Genomic DNA, 14,341 nt, shown 5'->3' with positions numbered 1-14,341 from the left:
TTATACCACACCTCTTGGAAATGTTCAATTAAACGTGTTTTTTTGATAAAAAAGCGGAAGTCCTCTGCTTTATGTTGCAATATCGTTGGGGATGCGATATACTAATATTGTATGTCATTTTATCTTGGAGGATGGTTGAGAGATGCGTAGTCAGGTGCAACAGAATAGGTCAATCGAGCTTTTCTGCGGAACAGGTGGCTTGGCACTTGGCTTGCAGAAAGCAGGATTCCACCACACTGCTTTGTATGAGTGGGATAAAGATTCCTGTGATAATATTAGGGCGAACATTCAGGCTGGATACAAAGGCATTGAATCGTGGAATGTCCATCAAGCGGATGTTCGTGCGGTTTGCTATGATGGGTTATCTGGAAAAATCAATATGGTATCTGGTGGCCCACCCTGCCAGCCGTTCTCTATGGGAGGAAAGGCTCAAGCCTATAATGACAAGCGTGATATGTTTCCTGAAGCTGTTCGGGCTGTCAGAGAAATCATGCCCGAAGTCTTTATCTTTGAAAATGTCAAGGGACTGTTAAGAAAATCATTCAGCCTATACTTCAGTTATATTATTTTGCAGTTGACATATCCGAGCATCCAAAAGCCAGCTGGAATGACTTGGGAAGAGCATCGTGAACTATTGGAAAAGCATCACACATCTAGCAGTCACGATGATTGCGAGTATAATGTTGTATTTAGGCTGTTGAATGCTGCCGATTATGGCGTTCCCCAGCTCAGGCACAGGGTGGTTATTGTTGGCTTTAGAAAAGATATAGATGCAAAATGGTCTTTTCCGAAAGCTACACACTCTAAAGAAGCGTTGCTTTATTCCAAATGGATTACCGGTGATTACTGGGAGCAGCACAAGTTGTTGAAACCATCTGAATCGCCATTGTCAAAAAACATGGAGCGGTCTGTTCGCACAGCTATTGAATGTACCGATAAAAAGCTGTTTCCTTGGCAAACCGTCAGAGATGCGCTACATGATTTACCCGACCCTCGAAGCAACGATGCGCAAAAATTTGATAATCACATCTTCCGTGCAGGAGCTAAAAGCTATCCCGGTCACTCTGGCTCGGTGCTAGATGAGCCTTCAAAAACCATCAAGGCTGGCGCACACGGTGTTCCCGGTGGAGAAAATATGCTGGTTTTGGATTCTGGTGAAGTGCGGTATTATACGGTTCGTGAAAGTGCAAGAATCCAGACTTTCCCCGATGATTATAAGTTTGTTGCATCGTGGACGGAGAGTATGCGCCAAATTGGTAATGCAGTTCCAGTAAAGCTGGCCAACGCGGTTGGCGTATCTGTTTTAACCCAACTAGAGGAGGTTCATCATGCCAAGAAGTGATATTCCTGTTATTACTCCCTACAATCCTCTTGATAAGCGAAATTTGGCAGAGAGTGTAGCATCAGCTATGCTGCACACTCCTGTCCAGAAATTGCCGCCAGAGCCTTTTATTGGTGCAGGTGTGTATGCAATCTACTATAAGGGTGATTTTGAACCTTATCGCAAATTAGTTGAATTAAATCAAGATGGTTGGAATGTCCCGATTTATGTAGGTAAAGCTGTTCCAGCGGGTGCAAGAAAAGGTGGTTTTGGGGTAAATGTAGACCACGGTCAAGCTCTTGCAAATCGTCTTTCAGAACATTTCACTTCTGTTTCAAAAGCATCCAATCTTGATGAAAATGACTTTGTATGCCGCTTTCTGGTAGTTGATGACATTTGGATTCCGCTTGCAGAATCCATGATGATCGAGCGATTTAAGCCGCTATGGAACAGATGTATAGATGGCTTTGGAAACCACGACCCCGGCAGTGGACGTTATCAGCAGCAACGTTCACCGTGGGATTGTATTCATCCCGGTCGTGAATGGGCCGAAAAACTCAAGCCGAATGCGATTTCAAGAGAAGATTGGTTATTGCGTGTTGAGAATTATCTAAGTACATATCAGGCTCCGTAAAAAGAGATAGCCGCCTGTGTTTTGGCACATGGCGGCTATCTCTTTTTATACTTTCAGGGATTCAAGGGATGCAAAGAAACGAAGATATTGCTTTGGCGAAAGGCGTTCAATCGCTACCCGTGCATTTATAGCAGCATAAGGATTGGAAATCTGGCAGCGGTCTACTAACAGCTTTAGAGCCATACAAGTTTCAAGTTGATCCGATGTTCCGTATTCTTTTAGAATATGAAGTTCGGTGAGCGACAAAGGAAGGAGCAGTTTTGCATTCAAAATTTTCGCTGTTTTATTTCTCACTTCCGATAATTGAATTTCATAATAAAGCCCGCTATTGTCAGTAGCATACATTGAAAAGTGTTTTTCTGCATCTGACTTGCGAATGTAATTGTATTCTTCATCTGGATAGTCATCAAGCCGCATAAACCGTACAATATATAATGGGATTGCTTCTGACGATTTCATAAAGAACCTCCTAGCTGATTATTTGTAAACAATCTCGTTATAAACAATTTCTTCGGCCCGGTTGCGAATATTGTTCATCCGGCGCACCCATTCCAGTTGATCGGCGGCTTTCAGGGCTTCGGTCACGCCCTCGGCTTCCTGCATTTGCCGGATGGTCAGCGCAAGCTGTTCCTCGGTCTGCTTGTCCAGCTTGGCAAGGTAGCCGCCCAGTTCGCCGGACAGGAGCAGTTGGTTGTACCGGATGGGATGTTGCTCCTTCAGATACATCTTATGTAAGCGGCCCCACCGCCCGGTGGGGTGCTCTGCCTGGGCTGCTACGGTCAGGTTCGGCAGATAGTGGTCGTTGACAAGGGTGTAATCCAGACCATTGGCACTATCATGGATGTGTTTTTTCAAATCAATCATAACCATTCTCCTTTTGTTTCGGCGGGTAGATTCTCTGGTAGGATGGTGCCAGCTTTTTTCATTTCTTTAAGGCGTTTTCGATACTTTGCCATATACTTTCGGCTGGCTATCCGATGCTTCTCTAGCTTTTCTTCACGGATTTTTTGAGTCGCAAGTTCTTCTTCGGATAAAATTATAGGCTCCTCTGGCACATCAAACTTTCCGATATAGTTCAGATAAACTTCAACTTGAACTGCTCGCGTTCCATTCAACTCAAATGGACGATGGACAATGATTTTTGAAACAAATTCGTTTACCATTGCTGGGGTCAGTTCTGAAAAGTCGGTATATTTCTTTGCCAATTCAATAAAGTGGTTCGTGTTGTCCGCTTGCTTTTCAGCACTATCTAACTGTTGCTGACAGTCTTTTTGTTCTTCTTCCAGTTCATTTTTTTCTTTTTCATATCCTTCCAGAAGATTTTCCAGCATTTTGTCTGAAAGCCGCCCTGCAATATTATCCTCGTAAATTTTACGAATTAAGGCATCAATGTCTTTTGTACGATGCTCGGCCTTGGTAATCCGGCTGCGCAGTTCTTGTAAATGGCTTTGATTTTGCGATTCTGAAATCTGATTGTACAGTTCCAGAAATTCTTCCGGATTGCTTTGGACGTAAGAACACGTTTTGCGGATACATTCGAGAACGATGCTTCTTAAAGCTGAAGTTCTGATATGATGACCGGAACAAGCAGCTTTATACGTTTGACGAGTGAGAATGTGTTTTGAACAGGCATAGCAATCTTCAGGTTTAGAATAACTTTCCCTGCGTTCACCTTTTGATGTGTAGTAAACACGCACCCGGCCATTCTTTCGACGATGGTTGTACATTAAAGAACCGCACTCACCACAGAAAACCTTGCCCGTAAGGGGATTGGCTTCACCTAGTGAATCTGTACGGCGGGTATGCTTGCGCAGGTTTTGGACGATACTCCATGTCTCTTTATCAATGATAGGTTCTTGAGTGCCTTCAAAAATCACCCAATCAGATTTATCCGCCTTTTTGATTTTCTTGTCTTTATAGGAATTTTTATAGGTGCGAAAGTTCACGGTGCAGCCAGTATATTCAGGTCTTTCCAGTATTGTGGCAACGGTGTGCCCTCGCCAAGTATAGGGATTACTATAATCGCAATCAGACTGATGATTTCCCAAACCTCTTTTGGCAAGGTAATAAGATGGCCGCTCAACTTTTCTTTCTGCAAGGCAGCGGGCGATTTCATAAGGGCCTTTTCCGTCCACACACATCTGAAAGATTTCGCGGACAACGGAAGCGGCTTCTTCGTCTATAACCCACTTGTCTGGATTCTCCGGGTCTTTTTTGTACCCATAACAAGCGCAGTTGCTTGTATGCGCGCTTCCTGACATTCCTCTTGCCTTTAAGACGGACTTGATTTTTTTACTGGTATCCCGGACGTACCATTCGTTCATAATGTTCAGGAACGGCGCAAATTCGCTGCTCTGCTGATCGTTGCTGTCAATGCCGTTCCCAATGGCGATAAAATGAACTTCCTTTTCTCGAAAGAGAATGTCTGTGAAAAAGCCAACTTGAAGGTGGTCGCGTCCGACACGGCTAAGGTCTTTTACAATGACAGTCGTGATTTCTTCGGCCTTTACCCCTGCAACGAGTTCGTTCCACGCAGGACGGTCAAAGGAAGCACCAGACCAACCATCGTCCGTATAATGCCGCAGATTCACAAAGCCATGTTCTTTGGCGTAGGCTTCCAGCATTTGCTTCTGATGGACGATGCTATTGCTGTCGCCATCTCCATCATCGTCACGAGAAAGGCGTTCATATAACGCTGTAATGCCAATTTCTTTGACTTTTTTCTTTTTCATGGGTCGTTTCTCACCTCCAATTCTGCATATCAACTACCCACGATGATAACATATCACATCCGTGTACTGCTTCGGAGGCGTTGTGAAGTGTTCGGTGACGCTGGCAGATACACCATCCAGAGCATCGCCCTCATGGACTTCGGGCAGGGACTTCACGGGATCGTCTTTTTCCTTCGCCTTGAGGGAAGCCTTGAACAGCTCTTCAATGGATTTCCAGCCGTTTTGAACGACGGTCTTGCCCTTGGTTTTGAACTCGTAGCCCTCGCAGGAGAGCGAGATCTGCGTTTCTGCGTAGGTGTGCTTCTCGCCGGTCGCACACAGAAGGCGCATCCCGACAAGATTGAGGATTTTCTGCTCTGACTGAGGGAGAACGGAAACATCCTGCTTTTCAAGCTGGACGGTCGGGAGAATGGCGTGGTGATCTGTGACCTTACTGTTGTCGGTTACGCGGGCAATGTCCGGCGTAATCGAAACGCCAGAGAAGAGCGGAAGTTGGCGGCAAACGATAGAAATGACCTGACGGGCGGTGTCCTCCATATCATCCGTGATGAACTGGCTGTCCGTGCGCGGATAGGTCAGGAGCTTCTTTTCGTAGAGCGTCTGAACGAGATCAAGCGTCTGCTGGGCAGTGAAGCCGTAATATCGGTTTGCCTCGCGCTGCAAGGTGGTCAGATCATAGAGCTTCGGAGGATTGACGGTTTTCGTCTCCCGCTTGAGAGAAGAAACGACGGCTTGCTTTTTCTCGCAAGCCGCCGCAATTCTTTTTGCTTCCTCTTCGGTTTTGACCTTTTCCAGATCGGCGGTCAGATCGCCCTTGCCGACGTGGACGTTGAAATACTTCTCCTTCTGGAACGTGGAGATTTTCCCGTCACGCTCCACCAGCATTGCAAGAGTAGGCGTCTGGACGCGCCCGACCACCAGCTTCTTGTGATAGAGCGTGGTGAAAAGGCGGGTGCCGTTGATGCCGACAATCCAGTCCGCCTTCGAGCGGCTGAGTGCCGCTTCATAGAGGCGGTCATAGTCCTTGCCGTCCCGGAGATGCTGGAAGCCTTCGCGGATGGCGGAGTCCTCCAATGAGCTGATCCACAGACGCTTGAAGGGCTTGGTGCATCCGGCTTTGTTGTAGACCAGCCGGAAGATCAGCTCACCCTCGCGTCCTGCATCGGTTGCACAGACCAGCTCGGTGACGCGCTTGTCCTTCATGAGAGCGGACAGCACCTTGAACTGCTGTGTTTTGTCCTTCGTGACCTTAAACATCCAGCTTTCCGGAACAATGGGCAGATCGTCATATCGCCACTTGGCATACCGCTCATCGTAGGAGCTGGCGTCTGCCAACTCCACCAGATGACCGAAGCACCACGAAACGATGTAATTGCCGCCCTCCATGTAGCCGTCCTTGCGGGATGTCGCGCCCAGCACCTTTGCGATGGACTGGGCGACGCTGGGCTTTTCAGCAATGACTAAGATCAATCTTCATCACCTTCCGTTTCGGCATCCTCCGCGATCTGCGGCTCTTCATCCTCGTTGATGTACGGCTCTTCCTCGTAGCCTTCATCGTCGAAGAAGTCCATATCCTCATCCTTGGGCTTTCTGCCCTTGACGAACTTGATGTAGTAATAGGCTGCACCCGCAGCACCGGCAAGGGCAAAGATGACGAGGATCATGCCGACGTTGGACTTCTTTTCGGGTTTGGGCGCGGGGACATCGGTTTCCGCATCCTTGTCCGGCTCAGGTGTAGCGAGAGCTGTGCCGGTGCATTCGCTCATGTTGGTCTTGCAGACCGGGCAGTCGGTGTTGACCTGACCGGCAGCGCACTTTTCCTTGCAGTTACAGGTGGTCAGAGCCGCCGCAGTGTCATCATCCAGCAGTGCAAGCAGATCGCTCTCATCGACCATGTTCAGGAAGTACGTCTGGTACTGTTCCTCGTCTTCGTTGATCGGCGCATCGTAGTCGATGACAATGAAGAAGGTGTTGCCGCTTTTCGTCTGGATGGTGATGAACTGCTTGTTGGTTGCCTTGTCATAGAGCAAGTCGCGGGTGTAGGCGTTGCCCTCATCGTCAATCGGCTCACCCTTCGGCTTTTCCGGCGTGGGAGTGACTGCGGGCTGCTGTTCGGGCTGAGTTGCCTCCGTAACCGGAAGGTTCTGCTCGGTATCATCGGCGTAGGCAAACGCCGTGACAGAGAAGCAGGACAGAACCATGACGCAGACCGCAAGGATGGTCAGAAAACGAAACTTCTTACGCATTGTCGATTACCTCCGTATTTCCGGCGGGCATGGTGCCGCCCTTCATGGAAGACAGGAACGCCATGATCTGATCCTTGTCCATCACCATAGAGCGCACGGTATTGATGATTTCAAGGTTTTCCAGCTCTGTCTTCTTGTCGTACAGCTCCTTGAGCTGACCTTCGATTTCGGACTTCTTCTTTTCAGCCTTCTCAATGTCGGAGAGGACTTTCTGATACTTGGGATTCATGCAAAACTCCTTTCTTTTAATAGGCGGGTCTTCCGAAGGCGTAGAAATGCTGCTGCCAATAGGAAGAGTTGATGGATGTGTACTGAATGGGATCGCCGCAGTGGATCATGACCCCATCACCAACATAAATGCCGACGTGAGACACGCCGGGGGTGTCATACGTTCCGACGAAAAAGATAAGATCACCGGGCTGTGCATTCGCCTTTGAAACCGGCGTACAGACGTTGTAAAGCCCCTGTGCGCCCAGCCGTCCGGTATTCACAAGCCCGCTGTTCGTGAGAACATAGCTGACAAAGCCGGAGCAGTCAAAGGACGTGTCGGGATTGGAGCCGCCCCACACATACGGATAGCCGAGATACTTTTCCGCCTCGGTAATCAGCGTTGCAAACTTCTCGTCGTTCAGGTATTCCGGGTTGACATCGTAGTCGGCGGGCGGATTTGTGATGTACTTGTCCACATAGGGAGAGTCACCGAACAGATCCTCACGGTTGCCCAGCACCGACATATACGTCGCGTACATGGAAAGCTGTTCCTGAGACATGATGTAGACCGGGACATGGGAGAGATTGAAGTTTTCGAGCTTCACGTTGCAGATGTAGTAGTCATACGGGACGCGGTAGGTTTCCGTGTGCGTATTGCCGTCTGCATCCGTCCATGTGTCGGTCTCCGTGCGGTATCTGGTTTCGACGATGACCTCTTCTGTGAGGATATACTGCTTTTCAAACAGCATTTGGAGCGTACCCTGCACCTCATCCAGCGTGAACTCGCCCTCATGGAGAGCCGAGAGAATGGAGATCAGCACATAGGGGTCATGCTCAATATCATCCAGATCGAAGTGATATTCGTCATAGTCATGAGTGCCTTCATAGTTATCCAGATAGCTTTGCAGCTCTTGCTCCATCCGGCAATACTGCGCCTCCGCGCCAAGCATCGCGTCATCCTCACTAAGATAAGAGGAAGCGATTACCGTCGAGCCGGTAGAAGTAAGCATCGAACACGAGCTGATTCCGGCACCGAGCAAAACGAGAAGGACAATTCCGACGCCGATCCAGATGAAGACCTTCTTGTTCTTCTCAAAGAACTCCTTGATCTTGTCGGACGCCTTCTCACCGAGCTTCTTGCCGGTGCTCTTTGTTGCAGTCCCGGCAGTCTGAGAACCGGCATTTCGAGCGGCGGCATATTCCTTCTTGATGCTCTGCTTCTGGTAGTGCTTGTTCATGTTCTGCTTCTTCATCTCAGGATGCTCCTGCTGATTTCTCTCATATTGGAGCTTCGCATCAGCAGCATCCGCCTTGTGTTCCAGCTTGGAGACCTTCTCATACGGCTTGTTGACGCTGCTTTCCCGATGATGACGGAAATGCCGAGCGGCAGTCTCGACGGCGATCTCCGTCTTATGCGCCGCCTCAACCGCCGAGTTTTCCTGTTCGACCTCATGGATTTTGCCGTGAATGCCGGAAGCGAGGGTGTCACCGACCTTGCGGACGGTTTTATCTGCTTCAAATTGCAGCTTGCCTTTGCCTTTGGGCTTTTTCAGCTCATCCTCAAAATGAAGGCGGGTTTTGCCCTTTCCGGTCTCTTCATCAAAGACGCGCTCTTTCTTGAGAACCTTGTGCGTGGGCAGCTTCTCGCGGGCAGCGTCCAGACGCTCATGCGCCTTCTCGGACTTCCTTTCGAGCTTCTGCATCCGCTTCGTGGGCGGGACGGCATCGTCCGAGAGCGGCTTTGCAGAGGCGGTTTCCGCCGCTTGAGTGAGAATGGCATCTGCATCCACTGCTTCAACCGCAGAGGTCTTGCGCAGCTTGTGTGTGACAACCGTTTCGGCAATCACCGTGCCGGTATGAGAAGAAACACCGCGCTGCTCCAAAGCAGGAGGCTTGAACGGCGTCTCTGACACGGGCAGCGGTTCAGATACATTCTGGGGTGGATTATCCGGCTTTTTCTCTTCTGTAACGGACATTTCCGAGGGCGGCTGTGTGTCGTTATCCACGCCGTGTTCCGCCTGAAACTGACGCTGCTGACGGCGCATCTGCACCTTTTTCTGTTCCTCCGCAGAAGGAGCTTCGGAAGGCTCGGCTGTCTCAGCGGGCTTCACCAACTCTGCATCTTCCAGCCGCTTTGACACACGCTGCTCGGTGCCAGCCGTCAGGTTTTCCTCAACCGCGCCTTCCCGCGTCATCCGCACGACTACCTTGTCACGGGCTTTAAGTTCCGGTTCCTTGGGCATCAGATTTCACCTCCGATCCGCTTGTAGGCAAGCTCGGTGTATTCAGGGTTCAGCTCTACGCCTACAAAATGCCGCCCCATCTGCGCGGCAACCATGCCGGTTGTGCCGCTTCCCATAAAGGGGTCAAGCACAATACCGCCTTCGGGACAACCGGCAAGCAGACAGGTCTCAACCAGTTTCGGAGGGTAGGCGGCGTAGTGACCGCCCTTGAAGGGAACGGTGTTGATCTTCCAGACATCGCGCTTATTGCGGAGCGGATTGATGTCACTGTCCTTGATCTCACCATGCTCACGGGGGCGGTTGATGGACTGCGGCTGAGGCTGACCGGGAACGGGCTTGCCGTATTTGTTGCCGCCCTTCATGCCGCGCTTGAGGCGTTCTGCCGTTGCAGGGGCAATCGGCTCGGAAATTGCCTTGTAGTCAAAGAAATACTTCTTGGACTTTGAGAACAGGAAAATATGCTCATAGCAGCGGGATAGGCGGTCTTTCACGCTCTCCGGCATGGGGTTGTCCTTCATCCAGATGATGTCGTTGCGCAGATACCATCCGGTATCGCGGAGAGCAAAAGCCAGCATCCACGGAATGCCGATCATGTCTTTCGGCTTGCAGCCCTCAACCTTGTTGTTGAGAGCCACAGCCTGACCGTTTCTGCCGTTGGGGTTCTTCGGGTCAATAAATTCGCCCTGATTGCCTTTCCCGGCGTAGGTGTCCGAGATGTTCAGCCAGAGCGTTCCATCCGGACGCAAAACGCGCCTGACTTCGGTAAACACTTCCGTCAGGCGCGAAATATATTCCTTCGGCGTTGTCTCTCTGCCGATCTGGGCATCCATGCCGTAATCGCGGAGCGCGTAATACGGAGGGGACGTCACACAGCAATGAACGCTGTCATCGGGCAGAGTTTTCAGGATTTTAAGGCAATCGCCGGTATGAATGATGTCAAGCTCTATAAAAACCAGCTCCTTTCTTCGGATTTGAGCGCATATCAGTCGGAGTAATACTCGTCCGGCTCGTAGTCCTCATCTTCCATGAAGTCCTCGTCGAGATCGTCAATCTCGTCTGCCCAACGGTCGAAGATTTCCTCGGCTTCCTTCGCCGCCTCACGATAGAGGCTCAGGCGGTTCTTCTCAAAGGCGGCAAAGGCGGGGACGAACTTGCCGAACTCGCGGATTGCCTTCACATCCTGCGTGCGCATATCTGCGACGCACTGAATGATTTCGGACATCGTAAGCAGATCGTCGATCATCTGCTCATACTCGCCCTTGGGGATAGAAACGGTTTCATCTTCACCCGCGTCAGCGAAAGGGGTATTCTCATCGTTGTTGCTGCACTCAGAAACATCAACATTGAAGTAAAAGCCGATCATATCCACGGCTACTTTGGTCATAATCTGACGCGCTTCCTTGACCTTTTCGTCGATGTCCTCCCTCACATGGAGATAGGCGCGGTGATGCTTCTTGAGGTCGCTTTCCAGTCGGATCAGATCGGTCAGCTCCCACAGAGCCTTAAACAGCGCGGAGGTGTTCTCTCCGTATTCGATAGCGTCCGCGTAGGGAATGGTAATCATCTTGTTGTTCATGTTCAAAAATCCTCCTATCAGTTCTGTACGGTTTCTTCGGGTTTGGTGGTCATGATGCGGTAAAGCTGGGTGTCCTTCGGGAAATCGTCCTTGAAGGGAACGATGGTCGAGCCGTAGAAGATCAGCCCCTCACCGGCGTTGGAGTTGGTGATGTAGTTTTGCTGGCTGGGCGAGATGTTCAGCGCCTTCGAGAGAATCTGCCGGTCGCCGGATGCCTGATTCAGAAGGTAGACAAAATCCGAGTTTTCAAAAATGTTCTCCACCTCGCGGGAGGCAAGAAGATCCTTGACGTTCTGCGTGATTCCGGTCGGGATGCCGCCCCATTTTCTGAAACGCTTCCAGATTTCCACGCTGTACGCGGCGGTCTGTTCCTCTTTCAGCAAAAGGTGGAACTCGTCCATGTAGTAGCGAGTTGCCTTGTGCTGGGCGCGGTTGATGGTAACTCTGTTCCACACCTGATCCTGCACGATCAGCATACCGAGCTTTTTGAGCTGCTTGCCGAGTTCGCGGATGTCATAGCAGACAAGGCGGTTGTTGACATCCACATTCGTTCTGTGATTGAAGACGTTCAGAGAGCCGTGAACATAGATTTCAAGGGCAGTTGCAATGCGCTGTGCCTCCGGCTCCTTCTGATTTCTCAGAATGTTGTAGAGGTCTTCGAGGATCGGCATTTTCTCCGGCTTGGGGTCTGCAAGGAACTCCTGATAGACCATGCGGACGCTGCGGTCAATGATGGTCTTCTCAACCGGCTGCAAGCCGTCCTTGCCGCCGACAATCAGCTCACACATGGAGAGGATGAAGTCGGATTTCAGCGTCAGCGGGTTTTCCTCTTCGGAGTAGTTCGTGTTGATGTCCAGCGGATTGATGTAATCCGTGCTGACCGGCGAAATGCGGATGACCTGACCACCGAGCTTCTGCACGAGGGGAAAATACTCGGCTTCGGGGTCGCAGACGATGATGTCATCCTCCGTGATGAGGAAGGCGTTCGTCATTTCACGCTTTGCGGAGAAGGACTTACCGGAACCGGGCGTACCCAAGATCAGTCCGTTGGGGTTTTTGAGCTGCTTGCGGTCAACCATGATCATGTTGTTGGACAGCGCATTCAGCCCGTAGTAGAGAGCTTCGCCGCCCTGAAAAAGCTCCTGCGTGGTGAACGGCACGAAAACCGCTGTGCTGGAAGTGGTCAGTCCGCGCTCAATCTCCACCTGATTGACGCCGATAGGCAGAGAGGACATCAGCCCTTCCTCCTGCTGGAAGTCAAGACGCTTGAGCGCACAGTTATACTTTTGGGCAATGGCGGCGGTCTGGAATACCGCATTTTCGAGCTTCTGGCGATTGGTTGCCGTATTCATGATGAGGATAGTCACAAGGAACAGTCTCTCATTGCGGGTCTGGAGATCCTGCAACAGACGCTTTGCCTCACCGCCGAAGGTGGCAAGATCGGATGGGATGATGTCCATATCGTAGCCGGAGCGGACGGCTTTTTTCTGCTCTTCGATCTTCATCTTGTCGAGGTCGGTGATCTTCATCTTGATGCTCTTGATTGCCTTCGCCTGGTCAATCGTCCGGATATGAAAATTGACCGTAATGTTGCTGTCCATCTCAAGGAAGTCGGCAAGCATACGGTCGTTGAGTTCCGGCGCGAGGATTTGCAGGAAGCTCACCGCACCGATGGTTCTGCCCATCTTGAAGCACTTGCCTTCACGGAAGTCAAAGGAAGTGGGAGCGATGAAGTCCTTGCTGGAAAGCCCCGTCCGGGCAACCATATCGAAGGAAAAGCGGAACGGCTCATTGCTGTCCATATTGAACACATCGTGAAGCACTTTCAGCCGTTCGTAGCCGGACAGCGGCTCGGTTTTCACGCCGAGAGTTTTGAAGTTGTTGAGGATGTCGGTTTCAATGCGTTCGAGCTTCGGCTTTGCCGTGCGGAGGGAGTCCGCCTCAATGCCGAAGGTGATGTACTTCTTCTTAATCAGCCCGTTATTGCCTTTGGTGAGCTGGCTTTGCAGCATTCCGGAATACTCGGAGCGGATGTCGTTGAAGGCGTCCTCCTGTGCCGGAATGTTGATGCGCTTGCGGAACTCATTGAGGCTTGCCTTCTGATTGATGAAGGAGAGCTGGACGAAAATCGAGCTGTCGAAGTAGTTCAGAAAGTCGCACCAGTTCTCAAAGATGGCAGTTTTGTCCTCGTTCTGCGCAAGCTGGTAGTTGATGTCCTCAAAGGCGATGGACTTCGTGTAGAGGCGGCTGTTCACCTTGCAGATACCGTCACGGCACATCTCCACATAGGGGATGGTCTGCTGGGCGGACTTGCGGACTTTCTTTGCCTTCCTGTCCTTTTTCTTCTGCATGACGATCCGCTTCTTTTCCTGAGCGGAAAGGGCATCGCCGTAAACGACGCCGTTCTTGACGGTCATCTTAGGCTTTGCCTTTGCTGTGCTGTTGTTCAAGCTGCAATTCCTCCTGTTCTTTGATTTTCTGCTGAATTTCAGCGTAGAGATTGTTTGTGCGATAGGGACGCACCTTGTCCCGGATGAACATGGACTGTACGATGTGGTACAGATACTTTTCGGCGGGCTGTCCGTCCTTCTCGTAAAGCGCGAAGAAGATGAACGGGAGCATGATGACCACCATCAGCATTGCCGCCGTAGACAAGTCGAGATGCGCCTTCGCCAGAAAGAAGATCGGGACGCCGACCGCCGCAGCGATGGAAAAACAAATGAGCTGCCGCTTGGTCAGGTTGAACATGACCTTCGTTTTGACGCGGTTAAGATCCTTCGGGACCGGAACAAATGCCATTGACTGTTTCCTCCTTTCTAAGCTGCTTTTCATAGCGCAGCTTCATTTGTGCGGGATATTGATCCTCCTTCGGCTGACGCTTGCCTGTCCAGCGAAGCCCACCCGCTTTGCCTTGACAAATCCAGCCGGAAGCCCGAAGGCTTGCACCGTTTTCGCTTTCCAGCGTGTAGGTGATGATGCGCTTATAGCCCATAGCCGCAGCAGCTCTTGCCGCCGCACCGTAGAGAAAGCTGCAAGCGTTCTTCTCTCCGTTGGTGCATATCCTTGAGAGCCTGCTCAATCTTTTCTAAAATGCTGCCCAATATTTCACCACCCTTCGGTTAAGCTGGGCTTGCCGTGGATTAGCCGAACAAACCGGAGAGCAGAGGGATGAGGGTCGTGCCGATCAGCACCACACCGCCGCCAGCCATGAGCTGCTTGATGCCCTGAGACTTGGCGCCGGGGTTGTCGTTGCCGTAGCCTTCCATGAGGTTGACAACACCCCACACTGCGAGACCTGCGCCGAGGGCGATAACGAGCGTCTGAAGAACCGTGACAGCCTGATTGATGAAAGCCATAGATTTTCCTCCTTGATTTGAAA

The 14,341-nt window shown here is 50.8% G+C and carries 14 protein-coding genes and 1 pseudogene; 2 read left to right on the top strand and 13 right to left on the bottom strand.

What is annotated here, in order from left to right; genetic code table 11:
- The first annotated feature begins 142 nt into the window (after positions 1-142).
- The gene (locus tag MTP41_RS13440; protein WP_097784883.1) at positions 143-1,342 is read left to right on the top strand and encodes a DNA cytosine methyltransferase; all 1,200 of its coding nucleotides are present in this window, start codon (positions 143-145) and stop codon (positions 1,340-1,342) included.
- Positions 1,329-1,955, top strand: coding sequence for an Eco29kI family restriction endonuclease (locus MTP41_RS13435; RefSeq protein ID WP_117535817.1), 627 nt, complete (start codon positions 1,329-1,331; stop codon positions 1,953-1,955). The genes MTP41_RS13440 and MTP41_RS13435 overlap by 14 nt, the downstream gene beginning before the upstream one ends.
- 45 nt (positions 1,956-2,000) lie before the next feature.
- On the opposite strand, the gene MTP41_RS13430 is transcribed toward MTP41_RS13435, so the two are convergent.
- The 13 genes and pseudogenes from MTP41_RS13430 to MTP41_RS13370 form a co-directional block, all read right to left on the bottom strand.
- Positions 2,001-2,414 carry a hypothetical protein gene (locus MTP41_RS13430; RefSeq protein ID WP_097784885.1) on the bottom strand — a complete coding sequence of 138 codons (414 nt, stop codon included), beginning with the start codon at positions 2,412-2,414 and terminating at the stop codon, positions 2,001-2,003.
- Positions 2,415-2,432: 18 nt separating this feature from the next.
- Entirely contained in the window at positions 2,433-2,819 is a 387-nt protein-coding gene (locus MTP41_RS13425; RefSeq protein ID WP_249235724.1) for a TnpV protein, read from the bottom strand.
- Positions 2,816-4,687 carry a recombinase family protein gene (locus MTP41_RS13420; protein ID WP_249235723.1) on the bottom strand — a complete coding sequence of 624 codons (1,872 nt, stop codon included), beginning with the start codon at positions 4,685-4,687 and terminating at the stop codon, positions 2,816-2,818. The genes MTP41_RS13425 and MTP41_RS13420 overlap by 4 nt, the downstream gene beginning before the upstream one ends.
- 33 nt (positions 4,688-4,720) lie before the next feature.
- Entirely contained in the window at positions 4,721-6,157 is a 1,437-nt protein-coding gene (locus MTP41_RS13415; RefSeq protein WP_249235722.1) for a DNA topoisomerase, read from the bottom strand.
- A complete protein-coding gene (locus MTP41_RS13410; protein WP_249235721.1) occupies positions 6,154-6,933 on the bottom strand; it encodes a DUF4366 domain-containing protein in 780 nt (259 codons plus the stop codon). The genes MTP41_RS13415 and MTP41_RS13410 overlap by 4 nt, the downstream gene beginning before the upstream one ends.
- A complete protein-coding gene (locus tag MTP41_RS13405) occupies positions 6,926-7,162 on the bottom strand; it encodes a DUF4315 family protein (RefSeq protein ID WP_249235720.1) in 237 nt (78 codons plus the stop codon). Before MTP41_RS13405 ends, MTP41_RS13410 begins: the two co-directional genes overlap by 8 nt.
- A 16-nt stretch (positions 7,163-7,178) precedes the next feature.
- Positions 7,179-9,386, bottom strand: a complete 2,208-nt coding sequence (locus MTP41_RS13400) for a C40 family peptidase (RefSeq protein WP_249235719.1) — start codon at positions 9,384-9,386, stop codon at positions 7,179-7,181.
- Positions 9,386-10,216, bottom strand: a complete 831-nt coding sequence (locus MTP41_RS13395; RefSeq protein WP_249236574.1) for a DNA-methyltransferase — start codon at positions 10,214-10,216, stop codon at positions 9,386-9,388. The genes MTP41_RS13400 and MTP41_RS13395 overlap by 1 nt, the downstream gene beginning before the upstream one ends.
- Before the next feature lie 152 nt (positions 10,217-10,368).
- Positions 10,369-10,962 (bottom strand): nitrogen fixation protein, encoded by a 594-nt coding sequence (locus MTP41_RS13390; RefSeq protein ID WP_249235718.1) that lies wholly within the window; start codon positions 10,960-10,962, stop codon positions 10,369-10,371.
- A gap of 17 nt (positions 10,963-10,979) precedes the next feature.
- Positions 10,980-13,379, bottom strand: coding sequence for a VirB4-like conjugal transfer ATPase, CD1110 family (locus tag MTP41_RS13385; RefSeq protein WP_249236573.1), 2,400 nt, complete (start codon positions 13,377-13,379; stop codon positions 10,980-10,982).
- A 1-nt stretch (position 13,380) separates the two neighbouring features.
- Positions 13,381-13,761, bottom strand: a complete 381-nt coding sequence (locus tag MTP41_RS13380) for a PrgI family protein (protein WP_005934790.1) — start codon at positions 13,759-13,761, stop codon at positions 13,381-13,383.
- Positions 13,730-14,032 (bottom strand): annotated as a pseudogene (locus tag MTP41_RS13375) (XF1762 family protein); the annotation flags it as partial. The gene MTP41_RS13380 and the pseudogene MTP41_RS13375, both read right to left, overlap by 32 nt.
- 70 nt (positions 14,033-14,102) lie before the next feature.
- Positions 14,103-14,318, bottom strand: coding sequence for a Maff2 family mobile element protein (locus MTP41_RS13370; protein ID WP_005934794.1), 216 nt, complete (start codon positions 14,316-14,318; stop codon positions 14,103-14,105).
- Positions 14,319-14,341 lie beyond the last annotated feature (23 nt).

It is taken from the genome of Faecalibacterium sp. I4-3-84 (assembly GCF_023347255.1).
In the GTDB taxonomy this organism is placed as follows: Bacteria; Bacillota; Clostridia; order Oscillospirales; family Ruminococcaceae; genus Faecalibacterium; species Faecalibacterium taiwanense.
Note: the sequence above shows the minus strand (reverse complement) of the source record. Positions and strands in the feature narration are given on the sequence as shown.